Here is a 17,744-nt window from a genome sequence, read left to right on the forward strand (position 1 = left end):
CGCAGTTGTCGGCTATTCATTGTCCGTCAGGTCAATAACGTTCCGAATCTCCGCATTGAACAGTGTCTGTGCCCGCTGCACAATAGGATGTTCCATCGCCTTCGCCTGTGCACTTCCGCTCTTCACCGCTCGTGGCTTCTTTGCGCTGGCAGCGGTCTTTACTCCAGGCAGCAGTACAAGCTTCAACGCCCCAGCACCCGCCTCACGCAGCGCGTTTTTTACCAGCTTCTCCGCCTCTGCATTGATCACCATCGGCAGCATCGTCTTCGACAGCTCCGTCTGCACCCGAATCTCGTTACCGGCAACAGTCCATTCCGCATCAGCCATCGCATCCGCAGGCGTATCCTGATTCTTCGCCGCCGACAGAGCATCCACAGCGACCCGCTGCAGCTCCTCCGCAGAATGTAACGAAGAAGGTTGCACATCTAAACTACTCGAGGCATCCAGCTTCTCGATGACTGTCTCTCTGCGCTCTTCGAAAACCGGCAAAGCAACCGCAGCCTCCGCCAGATCCCCAACTTCCACCAGCGCAGCCCCCATGACATCGCCATCCGTCAGGATCAACTCGGCAGGGGCCACCAAAGGAACAGGCGTCGGCACCGCCACCGGCACAGGCATCGGTGGAGCGATCGGCACAACCGTAGCCACGGTCTGCGTAACCACGACCGCCTTCTCATCAAACCGGTTCCTGCTCTGGTCCTTCTCAAACGGCGAAAACGCCGGCGCACTCACGACGGCAGCATTCGTCTCCAACACTCGCGCCGTCGCCGCTCCGCTCACCGGATTCCGTACCGGCGACGCCGGAGGCGCACTCACCGAACGCGCCGTCGCCACACCAGGCCCCGGCCTCGAGCCGCCACCAACAGGGAACTGACTCAGCACCTCTTCAATCGGCAGCAACCGCCGCAGATGCACCAGCTTCAACAGTCCCAACTCAAAATGAAATCGCTGCTCCTGCCGATATCCCAGCTCATCGAACGTCCGCAGCATAACCTGCAAAAATCTGGTCAGCTCTTCCTCGCTGAACAACGCAGCCGATCGCCCCGCACGCCTCTGCTCATCCGCTGAGATCTGCAGCAGCTCCCCCGCCACGCCATCCGCACCAGCGCCATCCACACCAATACCCGCAATCTTCGCAATGACTGCATTCCGCAGATACCGTACAAACTGTCGCGCCAGCTGCGCCGGAGAGTTCCCCGCATCCAACAGCTGATTCGCAACCGTAATCACCTCAGCGCTGCGGTTTCCATCGACGGCCTGAAGAATCCGCTCAAACACCGCATTCGGGACCGTCCCCATCAGCTCACGAATCTGCCCCGCCACCAGCCGCGGCCGCCCATCCTCTACCGGAGCACTCGCAATCGCCTGGTCCATGATCGAAAGCGCATCACGCATCGACCCATCGCCAGCCTCAGCCAGCAGACTGAGTGCAGCCTCATCCGCATCCACACCCTCGCGCTCTGCGATCCCACGCAGCTCGCCAAGAATATCCACCAGCTTCACCGCATGAAAGCTGAAGTGCTGACACCGCGACCGCACCGTCTGCGGAATGTCCTCCGGCTGCGTCGTCGCCATCATGAACACGATATGATCCGGCGGCTCTTCCAGCGTCTTCAACAGCGCATTGAACGCCGCATCCGTAATCTGATGAGCCTCATCCAGAATGTAAATCTTGTACTTGTCTCTCGCCGGCCGATACCGCGCCGCATCCCGCAGCTCACGAATCTCATCGATCCCGCGATTCGTCGCCGCATCGATCTCAATCACATCGACAGCGTTACCCGCCTTGATCTCCGTGCAACTCTCGCACACCTCGCAAGGCTCAGCCGTAGGCCGCAGCGCCGATCCAATCGCATTCCGGCAGTTCAACGCCATCGCCAGAATTCGCGCAATCGTCGTCTTCCCAATGCCCCGATGCCCGCTGAAGATGTACCCATGCGCAATTCGTCCTTGCGTCAGCGCATTCATCAACGTCACAGTCACATGGTCTTGTCCCGCAACATCCGCGAAACGCTGTGGCCGGTATTTCCTCGCAAGAACCTGATATGCCATATAGAAAAAGTAGGGAAGTCACGAACACGAGCAGCAGCCCCGCCACCAACCCCGAACACCATTGTATCGCCCAAGGGCAAAGCTCTTATCCTCAGAGCAAAAAGCCAAAATGGCGTCGAAAAGCCCGTCAGCCTCGATGGCAGATCGAGGCCGTGCGCGCAGCACGCCGTTGCTTTAAGAAATCAAGAAGCCTTAGCCTTAGCCGCCGCCCGAGCCTTCCTCGCCCGTTTCTTCACCTCAGCCTCACTAAACATCGTCCCCCGGCACTGCTCAGCCCCACAATAACAATCCTGCTCCGCATCGTCGCTATCGTAGAGGTTGTATTCATAAGTCAACTCCGAACCAGCCGCGATATCCCGAATCGCCATCACAAAAATTCGTCCATCCACATCCTCCGTCTGGCAGTTCGGATCGCAGGAGTGATTGATAAACATGGCCGTCCCAAACCCATCGATCACCATGCCGTCGGTACCGCAGCTAAAAAGGTACGTAATATCCCGATCCTGATAGCGATCGTCGGCCTCATCTTTGGTAAACCGTGGCCCGTCATACTCAACCACCCGAGCGCCTTTCTTGATCGCCCGTGTCGTATAACAGCCAGCCGCATGAATCGACGAAGAACGAATAATCAGCCCATCAACCATAGTCAAAAGTGTTCCATCCAATAAAATAGGGGCAGGCAAGCAGCCCAGGTCAGCTGACTATAACAAACCACCGCGCAACACCGTCAAAGTATCAGACAACGTACCAAACCAAATGACCATTCTCACCACATCCCGAGCTCTGCTGGCCGCATTCTTCTTCTCCGCCGCCTCCTTAGCCCAGACCTCGCCCACTCAAAATCCTCCACCTCCTCCTTGCCCCGATCCAACCCAGACCCAAACCCAGAACCAGACCACCAAGCCCTGCACCCCACCCGCGGGCACGAAAGCGCCATCCGCCGCCGAGCAGTTCCCATTCCCCGGAGCCCCCAGCAAATCCGCGCCTCCGCCCGACTCCCCAACTCCGAGCGGCACCACGCCCAAGTCCGCCGCAGAAGAACATCCCTTCCCAACCGATCCCGCTCCCCGGCTCCCCGGCGACGACTCCAGCAGCAGCTGCAGCTCCGGCGGCACCGATCCCGACTCAGCACCACACGACCCAGCAGTCCCCGACACCGACATGCCCAAGCCCGGCGAAGAGGGAAGCTCCGTCCACCGCAAGTTACCCAAGGTCAAGCGCGTTCAGACCGACGACGAACGTGTCGACGAGGACCTCAAGGTCGCCCAGTTCTACATGCGCGACGACAACCTCCCCGGCGCCTATCTGCGCGCCAAGGACGCAGTCACCGTTCAGCCCGACTACTCCGCGACCCACTTCGCCCTCGCCGAGATCGCGCAGAAGATGAAGAAGAAAGACGAAGCAATCGCCGAGTACCAGACCTATCTAAAGCTCGATCCAGACGGCGAAAAAGCCAAAGCTGCCCGCCGAGCTCTCGACGAACTGAAGTAGCCAGCCACCAATGTAGTGACCGTAGCAACCGCAACTGCCGTAGCAACCGCAGCTGCTATTGCACTCGCAGTTATCTTTTTTCGTTGTCATTCCGCAGCGAAGCGAAGGAATCTGCTGTTGTCGTTGCAGTTGCAGTTGCTCGTTCTTTTATTGTCATCCCGCAGGGATCTGCTTTTGCAGTTGCCTTTGTTGTTGCTGCCGTTGCTTGTCCTTTAGCCGCAGAGAACACTAGCCGCAGCGCCGCAACCGGTGTAACGTGATCCTGCCTTATGAACCCAACCCTCCAACAACTCCAGCGAGAGATTGCATACTCCCTAAACGGGCTCGACGCGACCCAGACCCAACTCCACCCTCCCTCGCGCCCCGACAAGTGGAACATTCAGCAGATCATGGAGCATCTTCTCCTCACCTACTCCGGCACAGAGATGGCTCTCAACGCCCGCCTCACCAAACGCGCTCCCACCAAAGCCAAACCCAGCATCCCGCAGTACCTCGGCCAGTACACCCTCATCCATCTCGGATATTTTCCTCGTGGCCGCAAGGCCCCACCGCTGGTCGCACCTGTCGCCCCCACGACTCATCCGATCTGCGGCGAAGATCTCACGCAGGCAGCGACCGACCATCTCGCACAACTCGATCTCCTCTGCGCTGAAGCCGAAGAACTCTTCGGTCCAACCTGCAGATGCGCCAGCCACATGCTCCTCGGTCCGCTCAGAGTCGATCAGTGGCGCAAATTTCAGCTCATCCACGGCGAACATCACCTGAAACAGATCCTCGCCATCCGCAAAGCCCACCAGGTCTAAGCCGAAGCCTACTCGTCGGTCTCATTCACCAGAACCGCAGCCTCTTCCTCCAGATCGTCTTCCACCCTCAGGTACCGCCGCATATAGCGAAGCGGCTCCTCGGCAGCGGCCATCTCTTTCAGGTGATAGAGCCACGCATCCTCACGAGCGCTACGTCGCGTATAACCCTTACGCTTCACCGTACCGATCGACCCATCTTTCATCCTGCGCGTGAAGCTTTGCGTCGGCACCTGGAAGGTCATCGTCTCACCGGCCTTCCAGAATCTCGATGCAAACTCGTGCGAGAACAGCAGCGCATAGTACCGTCGCTCCGCCGCCAGCATCTCCACCGCCTGGCGTGCACTCTGCCAGGGTAACCCAAGCTTCCCGACATACCACCTGCGGAACTCGAACCCATTTGTCCGTGCCTGCCCTACCAACAACTGAAGCAACTCAAAACGTGTCATAAAGTCTGTCTCAGCCCCGTGAGAGCGCTACAACGCATCGAATAGCTCTCGATGCCAAAGGGTATAGTCTACGGAGTCGCACGTCCAATAAAACAAATCGTCCAACCAAGTATCATCTACATGGAAGTAACGCCCCCAGACGATAAGTATTCTGTAAACATCACGGATCAAGACGCAGGAGAAGAAAAAATAAAACGCAGCGCTAAAACTCTGAGCCTCTTTCTCGCTCTTTTGCTGGCATCCCCGTCCCATGGCCAGTCTTTCAATCCGGACGCCCACACCGATCCCATCAACCTCACCCCGCAGGTTCGCGACGCATTCGAGCACTTCTACGCCCTCGACTACGAAGGTGCCCTCTCTCGTTTCGAGGCCGTCCAGCGCGCCAATCCACAGAGCGTCATCGCCATCGGCAACGTTCTCCTCACGATTGTCTTCCGCGAACTCTATCGCCAGGATCTCCTCGACACCACCTACTACGCCCACGACTCCTTCCTCACCTCCAAGCGCAACGTCCCCGTTCCACAACCCGTCCGCGATCGCATCGAATCACTCACCAACGCCGCCGTCACCCTCGCCGACAAGCAGATCAGGGCCAACCCCAACGATGCCAACGCCTACTTCGCCCGTGGCTACGCTCGCGGCATGCACGCCGCATTCATCACGTTGGTCGATCACAGCTATGTCGCTGCTGCCCGTCAGGGTTACGCCTCCCGCAACGACAGCGAAGCCACTCTCAAGATCGATCCCAACTACGCAGACGCCAAAATGGCCATGGGCATCCAGCAGTTCGCCGTCGCCAGCCTCCCTCGCATCGTCCGCATGATGGTCGGCATCGCCGGTGTCAACGGCAACAAGGAGAAAGGTCTCGAACTCCTTCGCGAGTCCGCCGCCCACGGCATCGTCACCCCAATCGAGTCACGTACGGCACTCTCACTCTTCCTGCGCCACGACGCGCGCTACCCCGAGGCTCTGGTCGTTCAAAAAGGCCTCGCTGACCAGTACCCGCACGACTACCTCTTCCGTCTCGAGGTCGCCAACCTCACCAAAGACTCCGGCAACGGCCCCGGTGCCATCGCCGTCTACAACACCCTCATCGCCGACGCAAAAACTCCCGGCTACTTCGTCGAGCCTCGCCTCCACATGGCCTACTTCGGCCTGGCCGACACCCAGCGCGGCCAAAACCAGATCGCCGAAGCCGCACAGAACTATGTCCTCGCCGCAGCCCAACCCACCTGCAGCGACTGGATCCGCCGCCGCGCCCAACTCAACGCCGGCGAGATGTTCGATCTCCTCCACAACCGCCCCGCAGCCATCAAACAATACGAGCTGGCCTCAGCCGGAGGCGGCGACCAATCCCAAAACGACGCAGCCCGCCGCTACATCAAAACTCCCTACACCGGCAAATAAACCAAAACGCGAAGCGCACAATAACCGCAGCTCCGCCAAAAAGTCACAAACCCAAAAACGTTTGTCATTCTGAGCGAAGCGAAGAACCCCCGCATTTTGCTTTTGTCGTTGTCGTTGCGGTTGTTTGTTCCTTTGGTTGTCACCCGTAGGGATATGCTGTTGCCGTTGCCGTTGCTGTTGCTTGTTCTTTGGTTGTCATCCCGTAGGGATCCGCTGTTGTTGTTGCCGTTGCAGTTGCCTGTTCTTTTGTTGTCATCCCGTAGGGATCCGCTGTTGTTGTTGCCGTTGCAGTTGCCTGTTCTTTTGTTGTCATCCCGTAGGGATCCGCTGTTGCTGTTGCCGTTGCAGTTGCTTGTTCTTTTGTTGTCATCCGGTAGGGATCTGCCGTTGCCGTTGCAGTTGCTGTTGCAGTTGCCGTTGCAGTTGCAGTTGCTTGTTCTTTGTTGCCATCCCGAAGGGCAGCGAAGCGAAGGAATCTGCAGTCACATAACCCGTCAAAGGGCCACGACAAGCAGAAACAACCACCCACACTTACCCTCCCAACAAAACACTGCTAGCCTTATCCCCTATGCAACTACGCCACCTAATAGCCGTTGCCGCCCTCACCACCACCCTCCAGGCCCAACAACCACCCCAAACCAACTCCAGCACCCTCGACGCCAACGGCACCGCGCACGTCACCCGCGTCGTCCCAGTCCCCACCACTATCAGCCCCGAAGCCCAAACCTCCCTCCGCCGCCCCGCCGGAGCCGAAAACCAATCCCTAGCCGAGCGCCGCACCGGGACCGACGCCTGGCAGACCCGCGCAGGCGAAGCCTCCCTCAAAGCCTACCCAGTCAAAATCGAGTCCATCACCATCGCGGGAGTCCCCGTCCGCAACATCCTCCCACTCGACGCCCAACACCCTGACCGTGTCCTCATCAACGTCCACGGCGGCGGCTTCAACTCCGACTCCGGCTCCTTCACCGAGTCCATCCCCATCGCCAACCTCACCCACACCCGCGTCGTCTCCGTCCTCTACCGCCTCGCGCCCGAGCACCAATTTCCCGCAGCGATCGACGACACCATCGCCGTCTACCGCGACCTCCTCAAGACCTACAAGCCCACTCACATCGCCCTCTACGGCACCTCCGCCGGCGCTATCCTCACCGCCGAAGTAGCCGTCCGCCTCAAGCAGCTCAACCTCCCGCTCCCCGCCGCCCTCGGCATCTTCTCCGGCCTCGGCGACTTCAGCCAAAGCACCGACTCGCAAGCCATGTACAGCCTCCGCGGCCTCACCGGCTCTCTCCCTCTTCCTTCAAACAATGCTCTCGACACCGAGTACTTCGGCTCGACCAATCCCAAAGATCCCGTCCTCTCGCCCCTCTACGCCGATCTCCACGGCATGCCCCCAACCCTCTTCATCACCAGCACCCGCGATCTCCTCCTCAGCGGCACCACCATCCTCCACCGCGCCTTCCTCCAAAGCGGCGACAACGCCCAGCTCATCGTCTTCGAAGCTCTACCTCACGCCTTCTGGAACGACATCAGCCTCCCTGAAACCAAGGAAGCCTACGGCTACATGGCCAGCTTCTTCACCCAGCAACTAAGCCACTAACCAACACGAGCTCAACGGCGTATCAGCACCTACGGAACTAAATCGACCGTCCGGGAGTATAGCTACCTGAGCACCAAGTGTTTGGCGCACTCACGACCACACCGTGCCCTTGCTTCACTATGGCAAAATAGTATGTCTCGGAGGCGCTTATGTTCTGCACGCAATGTGGCAATAAAGTTGATCTCTCCTCCCGCTTCTGTACGTCCTGCGGAGCCCCCGTCTCAGCCTCTGCTGCTCCTCCTCCGCCACCTCCCGGCTATCAGCCCCTGGCTCCGCGCCTCACCCGCTCACGCGACAACCGCATGATCGCTGGAGTCTGCGCCGGCTTCGCCCAACACTACGGCTGGGACCTCAATCTCGTCCGCGTCATCACCGCGTTGGTCAGCTTCTTCTCCGGCGGCACCGGCGTCCTCGTCTACCTCATCGCCTGGGTCATCATCCCCGAGGCTCCATACGCTCTTCCGGCAAAGAGCACGGCAAACGCCTCCTGACGCATGTCGTCGCTAACGTCCGATTTGATCGAACCTTCATCGCACGAGGTCGTCCTGACCCTGAGCGTAGTCGAACGGGGAGGATCCTGTCTTTCGTAGTTGTCTTTGCCTGTCCTCCCCGCCAACCCACGACGCGTCATCTCGACCAAAGCAACAGACAGTCTCACCGTCTGTTGCGTAGTGGAGAGACCCCCGTATTTCGCCGTTGCTTGTTTACTTCTACCTCGATGCAACCTCAAAATCACCCCTCAAGCTAAGCTGTTAAGAACATGTCCAGAGCATTGCCGAAGAAGCTCCCCACACCCCAACCCAATCCCCGCCCCTTCGCCTACCGCAACCGCACCCTCCACTGCGATGGAGCCGACCTCACCGCCCTCGCCACCGAACACGGCACCCCCCTCTACGTCTACTCCGCCGAGCAGATCTCCCACCGCTTCCAACTCTTCGACCAGGCCTTCGCCAATCGCCCCCACACCATTTGCTACGCCGTCAAAGCCAACTCCTCCCTCGCGATCCTTCGCCTCTTAGCCAAACAGGGAGCAGGCTTCGACATCGTCTCCGGCGGCGAACTCGAACGCGTCCGCAAAGCCCACAAGCCCGCCCTCAAAAAAGTCGTCTTCTCCGGCGTAGGCAAACAACTCTGGGAGATCGACGCCGCCCTCGACGCCGACATCCTCCTCTTCAACGTCGAATCCGAAGCCGAGCTCCATCTCCTCGCCGCCCGCGCCGAAGCCCGCAACAAAGTCGCCCGCTTCGCCCTCCGCGTCAACCCCGACGTCTTCGCCGAAACCCACCCCTACATCTCCACCGGCCTCAGCGAGCACAAGTTCGGCATCGACATCAACGCCGCCCGCGCCATCTACCGCAAAGCAAAAAAATCGAAGTGGCTCGACCCCGCCGGCGTCTCCGTCCACATCGGCTCGCAGATCCGAAAAGTCGATCCCTTCGCCGCGGCCCTCACTCGCGTCACCAGCCTCATCGCCGACCTCCGCAAAGACGGCCACAACATCCGCTACATCGACGCCGGCGGCGGCCTCGGCGTCGACTACGGCCCCCGCCTCTCAGGTTCAGCACACTTCGACCCCGCAAAACAAGTAGAGAAATACGCAGCAGCCCTAACCAAAGGCCTAGCCGCCGAATCCTCGCATCTCCTACTCGAACCCGGCCGCTTCATCGTTGCCCAGGCAGGCGCGCTCCTCACCCGCGTCCTCTACGTCAAAAAGAACGGAACAAAAACCTTCGTCATCACCGACGCCGGCATGAACGACCTCATCCGTCCCGCCCTCTACCACGCCCACCACGAGATCCTTCCCATCAAGCAACCAACAGGGAAGCGCCCCACCAAAAACAAAGCGACCAATACAGAAGAAGAGAGCAGCGAAGAAGAAAACAAAGTAGACATAGTAGGTCCCGTCTGCGAGTCAGGAGACTTCTTCGCCCGCGACCGCGCCCTCCCACCCGTAAAACCCAACGACCTCGTCCTCCTCCTCGACGCAGGAGCCTACGGCATGTCGCAAACCTCCAACTACAACACCCGCCCCCGCCCCGCCGAAGTCCTCATCGACAACGCCACCACAAAACTAATCCGCCGCCGCGAAACCATGCGCGACCTCCTCGCCCCAGAAATCACTTAATCGCCGTTGATGTTGCCTTTGCAGTTGCAATTGCCGTGCCGGGTTCTATGGTTGTCATGCCCGAAGGGAATTGCAGCTGCAGTTGTCGTTGCCTATCTTTTAGTTGTCATCCCGCAGGGATCTGCTTTTGCTGTTGTCTTTGCCGTTGCTTCCCACTGTCAGACAGCCAAATACACATTGTCATTCTGAGCGAAGCGAAGAACCCCCGCATTTCGCTTTTGCAGTTGTCGTTGCCTGTCTTTTTAGTTGTCATCCCGTAGGGATCTGCTTTTGTTTTCATAACTCACCAAACTCGTCATCTCGACTAAAGCTACTCAGAGCTTCAGCATGAGCAGATCTCATATGCACAAAGAAAGGCCGCCCGAAGGCGGCCTTTCTGTTCTGACACCCACTACTGACAGCAGGTGCCACCATCACAACACGCAGGGTCTCCGCAGCAGGCGTTAAGCGTTGCGGCATAAGCCGACAGAGAGGAAAACATAACTGCTGCAAATACCAACGATAGGACTTTGATCTTCATAAAATTTCTCCTTAGGTTTTTCGGTGAAGAACGACACGGCCACATAAGAACGGGCTGTGAAATGCGGCACAGTTTAGAGAATCCCTCTAAACTCGCAAATCGTCCTTGAGCTGAAAAACGGCCGGATGATAGTGCAAACCTCGAGTAAGTTCATGCAGAGCCACGTCGAGCACAACGGCCGCCCTGGAATGGTCAACACGCTCAGAACGTGGCGTGAAACGAACTTCCTCTGATTTGCTCTCTTCTTTTTCGGCGGCTGTGATGGGCGCCCGACACGCTGGACAAGATCCCGGCGCATTGTTCACTGGTAGTGGGCAGCAAGGAGAATGGTCTGGCTGACATAGCGGAAACTTTGCAGAGAGATGCTCGGCAAAAGATGCGCTCGTGATCCAAAGGCATGCCAAAAGAAGCGCAAACATTCGACGAAGGTGGTTGCCCTGACTCACAGTTTTAACTGTATTCCATTCTTCTGCTGATCGCACGTTCGTTGGCGCATCCAGGGCATTCAAAACGCTTCTTCGGAATCTGCTTTCGCTCTTTCCATCCACTTGTTATCTCGAAGCACTAATTGATTCCCGCGCCGCAGCCAGCGGAGCCTTCGCGTCAAACAGCACTCCATGATTCGGCCCCGCACTCACACCCAACTCCTTCCACAACGCCGGAAGATCCACATCCACCGGCTTCTCACTCCACTTCGCATACATATCCGTAAGTACCGTAGTCCCCGTAGCCCGATCCCCAATGTCGAGCACCCGCGACAGCGGCCAATTCTTATCGATCCCACCCCCACTATCCACAACCGCACGCAGAGCATCCTGCAATCCCTTCCGATCATGCGTCTGACGTCGAATCGAAACATCCGCTATCAGGCAGAACATCGCTCCTCCCCAGTAAGTCCGTCCCCACGTCTGCGTCTCATTCATACCTCGATCGCCACGCTCTGGCTCACCATTGTGCATCTCGTGGAAAAATTCCCCCCAGACCCTCGCCTCAGTCAGCCTCCCACTCTCAGCACGAGCAATCGGTTCGATATAGGTCGCCAGCCCCTCCTCCATCCAGTGCTGATCTTCCGGAAGATCCGGCAGCGCCGTATGCACCAACTCATGCGTCATCACCCAGTCATCTTTCAAGTCGTCTTTGCTCACATGCTGCCCCAGCCGAATGCGAGTCACCGCAGGATAACCAGCCATATCTCCCCACGTCGTGCCGTGAATTGAGCTGGAGTCAGCCGCAATCGGATCAATCACCACCCGAGCCCGCGCCACCGGAAACCTGCCGTAGTACTTCGCCACCGAACGAGCCGACTCCTCAACCCAGGCCACCACATCCGCCTGCGAGAGATCGAGACTCCCAGTCAGGAAATCAACCTGAATCGTAGCTCCTCCAACAACAATGCTCTTTGAAGCCGCGACCGTCTCGCCGCGCCCTCCTCGATGATGACCTGCCGAAGCGTCACCCTGAGCGAACGCCGGCCAGGACGTTCCCAGAAGAATGAGCCCTACGCAGATCAAGAGGAATCCCCGGTCCAACGCGCTTCGTCCCACCGCACCTCTCATTCGCACCTCGCGCCGGAGTCTACGCCAAGCCAGTCACCATAAGACTCTTCTTCAGGCCAAACAGTTACACCATTCCATAGGACCATCTGACAACAAGCAGCAGCCGAATCACGACATGAACAGACAAGCATCCTCACGTCCCAACAAGCGCTCAAAATAAATCTCAAAAACGTGGCGCATTTTTCCGAGCCAAAAGAGTGGTCGCTAACAGACCACATTCACCATGCAACGCACCACAAAATGACCACAATTTACCATCAACTTTCACCTCAAAATCGCAAAAACCCCCTGCAAAAACCACGTTTCTCCACCTGAAATTAAATCGGGAACATAAGCTCTAAAAATCCTCCTCACGAAGCAGCTTCAACCCACACACGCAAGCCCGCGACCCTCCCAACATGGTAAGATCGCAAGGTCGAGTAACCCCGCAAAACACCGCAGGCACACGCTAAATCACCACCGAGGTAGTCCATGTCCGGCCACTCAAAATGGGCGACAATCAAGCATAAAAAGGGCGCGCTTGACGCCAAACGCGGCAAAATCTTCACCCGCCTCATCAAGGAAATCACCATAGCCGCCAAGACCGGCGGTGGCGGCGATCCCGACGGCAACCCACGCCTCCGCGGAGCCATTGCCGCAGCAAAAGCGGAGAATATGCCCGCTGACAACATCAAGCGCGCCATCCAGCGCGGCACCGGTGAACTCGAGGGCGTCAGCTATGAAGAGATCACCTACGAGGGTTACGGCCCCGGCGGCGTCGCTATCATCGTCGATGTCCTCACCGACAACAAAAACCGCGCCGTCAGCGAAGTTCGTCACGCCTTCTCCAAAAACGGCGGCAACATGGGCGCCGAAGGTGCAGTCGCCTGGATGTTCACAAAGAAGGGCGTCGTCGCCATCGCCAAAGATGCGGCCAGCGAAGATAAACTGACCGAGATCGTCCTCGATGCCGGAGCAGAAGATCTCTCCGACGAAGGCGAAAACTGGGAAGTTCTCTGTGACCCGAAAGACTTTGAGGCTGTCACCGAAGCCCTCAAAGCCGCAAAGATCACCCCCGAGCACGCGGAGGTCACGAAGATCGCCTCGACCTACACCAAGCTCGAAGGCGCTCAGGCAAACGCCATGATCCGCCTCCTCGAAACCCTCGAAGACCTGGACGACACGCAAAACGTCTACTCTAACTTCGACTTCGACGAAGCTGCGGTAGCCAATGCCAGTCACTGATTCAGAACGGTAGCTCAGTCCATCGGCCGCCGTTCATCGGCGGCCTTCTTCTGCACGCATCTTCCATACAACCGGAGCCATCAGTGACGAAAACCATGCCTCGTATCGGAGCAACCACCATCTGGGCCCTCGCCCTCCTGTTGTCCCTTGCCCGCTACGCCTCCGGACAATCCGCACCGAACAGCACCACGCCGTTCCGCGACGCCACCGGCCACCAGCCGCTTGAAATAGGCGCCATCGTACAGAGTGGCTTCGGCGTCACCGAAAATCGCGACGACTTCAAATTCCTCATGGCCGGAGTTCACGCAGGCAAAGTACTCACCGACAACTTAGGCCACGGCCCTCTCCGCGGCAACTTCGAGTACGCCGTTGAAGTCTTCCCCTTCTGGCAGTCCTACACGCCAAAGTTCCAGCGCCCGACCTGCATCAACCCACCCGGCACCGTGCCCGTGTGCTCACCCTTCTACACGGTAGGCGGCACCTTTAGCGGAATAACCATCACTCCCATCATCCTCCGTTGGAACGTGGTCGGCACTAAGCGGTTTTCCTTCTGGGGCCAGGCCGCTGGCGGCCTACTTTGGACAAACCACAAGTACCCGGCATTTGGCGGCCCACCCTACAACGAACAGAACGACGGCCCCAACGCCGACGCCAGCGTCTGGAACTTCACCCCTCAAGGCGGCGTCGGTGTCCACTACTTCCTGCGCCCCCGCCGCTCCCTCGACTTCGGCGCCAACGCCGTCCACATCTCCAGCGCCTCCCTAGGAGACCGCAACCCCGGAGTCAACGCCAGCGTCCAGTTCTCTCTCGGCTACACCTGGTGGAAATAATCAGGCTGTAAGGAATAGTGTCTAGGGGTGTTCATCATCATCGAATCCACGCAAGCGCAGAATAGGACAAACTCGCTAGTCACAACTCCCTATTCCTCGGTCCCAAGCCCCAGCTCTATATGAATCCAGAAGCCATCATCGAGTGCGTCCCAAACTTCTCAGAAGGCACCGACGCCGCCAAGGTCAAGCAGATCGTCGCTGCCATGCAGGTAGAAGGCGTGCGCCTGCTCGACTGGTCGCTCGACACGGCTCACAACCGCTCCGTAGTCACTATCGCTGGCTCTCCCACTGGTATCGTTGAAGCCGCGGTCCGTGCCGCTGGCAAAGCAGCTGAGCTAATCGACCTCACCTCTCAAAACAGCGTTCATCCTCGTATCGGCGCCGCCGACGTCATCCCCTTCATCCCTGTCAGCGGAGCATCCCTCGCCGAGTGCGCCATCCTCGCCCGCAACGCTGGCCTCCTCATCTGGCGCCGCTACGGTGTCCCTGTCTACTTTTACGGGGCCGCAGCAGCCCGTCCCGACCGTGTCCTCCTCGAGGACATACGCCGCGGCCAGTTTGAGGGCCTCCGCGACGCCGCTCGCCGCGATGCCGCACGCCGCCCCGACATCGGCGGCCCCGAACTGCACGAGACCGCTGGAGCAAGCGCCGTCGGTGCCCGCAGCTTCCTCATCGCCTACACCATCCACCTTCAGCAGCCCGACATCGCCGCGGCCCGGGCCATCGCCCGTGACATACGCGCCGCAAACGGTGGCCTTCATGGCGTCAAAGCTATCGGAGTACTATCCAATGGCCGCGCTCAAGTCAGTTTGAACATCACCGACTTCAACCTGACCCCGATGCGCCACGTCCACAAAACCGTCCAGCATCTAGCCCAGCGCCACGGTGTCCTCATCGAAGACGCTGAACTCATCGGCCTCATCCCCCAAGCCGCCTACGAGCCCGACTCCGATTGGGTCCGCCAGATAGCCGGCTTCGATCCGGACCACAAAGTGTTAGAGCGCAAACTCGACGCCCCCATCGAATGGCCATAATCAAGCATTCAGGCGAAGAACACGATCAGCAACCTCGCCTCCAAACCATGCCAACTACCACAAAAGTAGCAAGTTTGCTAACAAATCGCGCCTCATCCAGTCTTGATACTTGGGCGTATTCACGAAACAATAGACCTACTGACGCTACACTGTCTGTAGCTAACGGAGCAAAGGTAACCATGACATCGATCAAGCACAATCTCATCACCGCGGCCGTCGCCTTCGCGACCCTGATGGCCCCGACCTTCGCCACCGCCGCGCAGCTCTCCAGCGACGCCAAGACGGCCATTCCCAAGGATGTTCAGCAGCTCATCGTCGTCGACTATCGCGCCATGCAGAACTCCACAGCTGCAATGGACCTCAAAGATCGCGTTCTCCCACCTGAGCTCAAGCGCCTCGAGACCGCCCTCAAGAGCTCCGGCCTTAAGGTCGACCAGGACGCTGACGTTCTTGCTTTCGCTTCCTTCCGCGAGCAGGCAGGTCAGGGAACTCGCATCGTTGGTATCGCGCAGGGCCAGTTCCACACCCGCGAGATCATGGCCAACTTCACTAAGAACAAGATCAAGCCCAACATGGTTCGCAACAACAGCGTCTACCCCATGGGCTCCAACGGCATGAGCGTCGTCTTCCTCAACCAGACCACCATGGTCTTCGGCGACAGGGAAGCCGTGAAGGAAGCGATGGACGCTCGCGATGGCATCATCTCCAATTTTCTCGCCAACAGCGATATGGTCAACGATATGGCCGCAGTCGACTCCAAGGCAGTCTGGAGCCTGCTCGATGCAAAGGGAACCCAGACCATGATGAAGGGTGTCCTCGGCGACGCGTCGCAACTGGCCGACTACGACACCGTCAAAAATCGCATGAAGAGCAGCCGGTACACCATGGACTTCCAAAACGGCGTCAAGTTCGATATGGCTGTCGTCATGTCCGACACCCTTACTGCCGCGACCGCAGCCACCCTTCTGAAGGGCGTCTCAATCATGCGCAAGACCGCTGGCTCACCGCTCGAAAAGTCTGCCCTCGATCAGACCACCATCGACTCCAACGCAGGCACCCTGAGTGTGGACTACTCCTCCTCGGACAGCCAGTTTGCCAGCCTCCTAACCTCGCCGCTCTTCCAGTCGGTAGTCAAGTAAGCTCCGCAATTTGAAATAAGCGTCATGGCAGATCCCGATCCTTCGTCTCAATCCTGAAGGATCGGGATTTCATTTAAACCCAACCAGCAGATTCACTCTGTGTTCCGGTCACAAAATGAAGTTCTTTCCACGGTAGTTTGAAGTGGCGAGGTAGAGTCTCCACGTTGTGAGTCGTGTCGGCGGCCGATGCGGCCTCCCTCCCCCTCCCCCCATACCCGCGTGCAAGTCGCTTGTAATCAGCTCTTTACGTATCGCCTATCTCTCTAAATTCGTCCAAATAAGGGACTTGCGTCCAAATTCGTCTCAGCAAAGGAGTTAGGGTGAGAGGTTCGTTCTAAGATCTTTTTGCGACTTTTTTTAGTGTTCTTCCAGTGTATAGAGGAGTGGGAAGGGTAAATGCGCCACGCGTAACTCTAGTCGTAACAGTGGTTTATGGCAAATGGAGGCTTGACAAGGTTTTGAGGGATCAGGATCTAAGTTGGCTTGACCCACATGCGGCTATCCCGGCGGAGTGGAAGGAGAGCGGTTCGCGTTTTCGCGCGAATACCCGCCTGCTGGTTGTTTGCTTCCAGGGCAAGCTGGGCCGAACTTCTGGTAGTGAGAACTGATGTGTTAAAGGAAGCCAGACCTTGGAGGCATGGCTTCCTTTGCTTGGCTGACTGATCGCTTAAGTGGGAGTTAGTGTGCTCCAGCAGCGTGCGCCCCGCTGGCGTGGAAGAGCTGGTTGACGGTGCGGACGAAGTGGGCGGATGACGGCTTCACAGGAACGTGGCCGCTGAGGATCTTTTCGTAGGTGACGTCGGAGCCATAGTAGGCCATGGTGTCGTCGGTGTTCTGGTGGACTACGTCGCCGGTGAGGTCAACTCCAGCAAAGATGCCTTTGTTGCGGGAGTAGGTCAGAAAGGCGGCGCTGGCGACTTCGGTGGTGGAGGCTGAGGTGCTGCGTCCGACGGGACCGGCTGCTACGGAGGCGTCGCCACCGAGCTTAACTTTGTCGTGAAGGAGACGCTGGAAGGCGTCGCGGGTGGTGCCGATGAGGACGAGGTCAGTGGCTTGGCCACCGGCTTGGAGGCCGAAGCTGGCGCCGGTGAGCTGAATGAAGGCGGGTGCGCTCCATCCGTGGCCGGTGCGGCAGGTGACAACGCCCTGACCGTACTGTGCGCCGACGATAAAGGCTCCTTTTTTGAAGCTCGGAACGACGGCGACGCAGGTGGCTTTGGCAGCGATGTCGGTGGGGATGCCTTTGTCGGGCGTATCCATAAGCTCGTGAAGGACCGTATGAGCGGCTGCGATGCGATCATCGAGCTTTTGGATGTCGGTGGCGGCGGACGCGGCGACGGTGATGGACATGGTCAAGGCCGCAGTGGTGCAGAGTGTTTGAATGAACTTTCGCATTGTGGATGACTCTCCCTTTTGTTGCGAACTGTTTGATTTGTACGTCTGTTATGCGATGCGAGTTGAGGGTGTGCGGTTGTGCTGAGAAAAGGTTGCCTGTCGCGGTATGCTTGCGGCGTGGAGTC

General features: G+C 58.4%; 16 protein-coding genes. 10 read left to right on the plus strand and 6 right to left on the minus strand.

The features are described from left to right. Positions 1-12: 12 nt before the first annotated feature. Positions 13-2,052 carry a DNA polymerase III subunit gamma/tau gene (dnaX, locus tag RBB82_RS20505; RefSeq protein ID WP_433972594.1) on the minus strand — a complete coding sequence of 680 codons (2,040 nt, stop codon included), beginning with the start codon at positions 2,050-2,052 and terminating at the stop codon, positions 13-15. 182 nt (positions 2,053-2,234) lie between these two features. Beyond that, the gene (locus tag RBB82_RS20510; protein ID WP_433975429.1) at positions 2,235-2,696 is read right to left on the minus strand and encodes an SET domain-containing protein; all 462 of its coding nucleotides are present in this window, start codon (positions 2,694-2,696) and stop codon (positions 2,235-2,237) included. A gap of 112 nt (positions 2,697-2,808) precedes the next feature. Between RBB82_RS20510 and RBB82_RS20515 the strand changes: the two genes are divergently transcribed. Both RBB82_RS20515 and RBB82_RS20520 read left to right on the plus strand, forming a co-directional pair. Beyond that, positions 2,809-3,543, plus strand: coding sequence for a hypothetical protein (locus RBB82_RS20515; RefSeq protein WP_433972595.1), 735 nt, complete (start codon positions 2,809-2,811; stop codon positions 3,541-3,543). A 269-nt stretch (positions 3,544-3,812) separates the two neighbouring features. Beyond that, positions 3,813-4,346 (plus strand): DUF1569 domain-containing protein, encoded by a 534-nt coding sequence (locus RBB82_RS20520; RefSeq protein ID WP_433972596.1) that lies wholly within the window; start codon positions 3,813-3,815, stop codon positions 4,344-4,346. A gap of 8 nt (positions 4,347-4,354) precedes the next feature. Here the strand turns inward: RBB82_RS20520 and RBB82_RS20525 are convergent, their stop codons facing one another. Next, entirely contained in the window at positions 4,355-4,792 is a 438-nt protein-coding gene (locus RBB82_RS20525) for a hypothetical protein (protein ID WP_433972597.1), read from the minus strand. A gap of 51 nt (positions 4,793-4,843) precedes the next feature. Between RBB82_RS20525 and RBB82_RS20530 the strand changes: the two genes are divergently transcribed. Then, entirely contained in the window at positions 4,844-6,199 is a 1,356-nt protein-coding gene (locus RBB82_RS20530; RefSeq protein ID WP_433972598.1) for a tetratricopeptide repeat protein, read from the plus strand. Positions 6,200-6,338: 139 nt separating this feature from the next. Here RBB82_RS20530 and RBB82_RS20535 read toward each other — a convergent pair whose 3' ends face one another. Further along, the gene (locus RBB82_RS20535; RefSeq protein WP_433972599.1) at positions 6,339-6,569 is read right to left on the minus strand and encodes a hypothetical protein; all 231 of its coding nucleotides are present in this window, start codon (positions 6,567-6,569) and stop codon (positions 6,339-6,341) included. Between the two features lie 198 nt (positions 6,570-6,767). On the opposite strand from RBB82_RS20535, the gene RBB82_RS20540 reads away from it, so the two are divergent. From RBB82_RS20540 to lysA, 3 genes are all read left to right on the plus strand, one after another. Then, complete coding sequence (locus RBB82_RS20540) at positions 6,768-7,796, plus strand: alpha/beta hydrolase (protein ID WP_433972600.1); 1,029 nt, start codon at positions 6,768-6,770, stop codon at positions 7,794-7,796. Between the two features lie 149 nt (positions 7,797-7,945). Then, positions 7,946-8,287 (plus strand): PspC domain-containing protein, encoded by a 342-nt coding sequence (locus RBB82_RS20545; protein WP_433972601.1) that lies wholly within the window; start codon positions 7,946-7,948, stop codon positions 8,285-8,287. Positions 8,288-8,556: 269 nt separating this feature from the next. Then, positions 8,557-9,921, plus strand: coding sequence for a diaminopimelate decarboxylase (gene lysA / locus RBB82_RS20550; protein WP_433972602.1), 1,365 nt, complete (start codon positions 8,557-8,559; stop codon positions 9,919-9,921). 1,071 nt (positions 9,922-10,992) lie between these two features. Here lysA and RBB82_RS20555 read toward each other — a convergent pair. Further along, positions 10,993-11,997 carry a hypothetical protein gene (locus RBB82_RS20555; protein WP_433972603.1) on the minus strand — a complete coding sequence of 335 codons (1,005 nt, stop codon included), beginning with the start codon at positions 11,995-11,997 and terminating at the stop codon, positions 10,993-10,995. Positions 11,998-12,468: 471 nt separating this feature from the next. Between RBB82_RS20555 and RBB82_RS20560 the strand changes: the two genes are divergently transcribed. From RBB82_RS20560 to RBB82_RS20575, 4 genes are all read left to right on the plus strand, one after another. Then, positions 12,469-13,221: a YebC/PmpR family DNA-binding transcriptional regulator gene (locus RBB82_RS20560; RefSeq protein ID WP_433972604.1), complete on the plus strand. Its 753-nt coding sequence runs from the start codon at positions 12,469-12,471 to the stop codon at positions 13,219-13,221. An 83-nt stretch (positions 13,222-13,304) separates the two neighbouring features. Beyond that, positions 13,305-14,051 (plus strand): acyloxyacyl hydrolase, encoded by a 747-nt coding sequence (locus tag RBB82_RS20565; RefSeq protein ID WP_433972605.1) that lies wholly within the window; start codon positions 13,305-13,307, stop codon positions 14,049-14,051. Between the two features lie 119 nt (positions 14,052-14,170). Next, a complete protein-coding gene (gene ftcD, locus RBB82_RS20570) occupies positions 14,171-15,085 on the plus strand; it encodes a glutamate formimidoyltransferase (RefSeq protein WP_433972606.1) in 915 nt (304 codons plus the stop codon). Positions 15,086-15,264: 179 nt separating this feature from the next. After that, on the plus strand, positions 15,265-16,224 hold the full coding sequence (locus RBB82_RS20575) for a hypothetical protein (protein WP_433972607.1): 960 nt from the start codon (positions 15,265-15,267) through the stop codon (positions 16,222-16,224). A gap of 678 nt (positions 16,225-16,902) precedes the next feature. On the opposite strand, the gene RBB82_RS20580 is transcribed toward RBB82_RS20575, so the two are convergent. Continuing rightward, positions 16,903-17,619, minus strand: coding sequence for a lipid-binding SYLF domain-containing protein (locus RBB82_RS20580; protein WP_433972608.1), 717 nt, complete (start codon positions 17,617-17,619; stop codon positions 16,903-16,905). Positions 17,620-17,744: the final 125 nt, after the last annotated feature.

The organism is Tunturiibacter lichenicola (assembly GCF_051013355.1).
GTDB classification, from domain to species: Bacteria; Acidobacteriota; Terriglobia; order Terriglobales; family Acidobacteriaceae; genus Edaphobacter; species Edaphobacter lichenicola_F.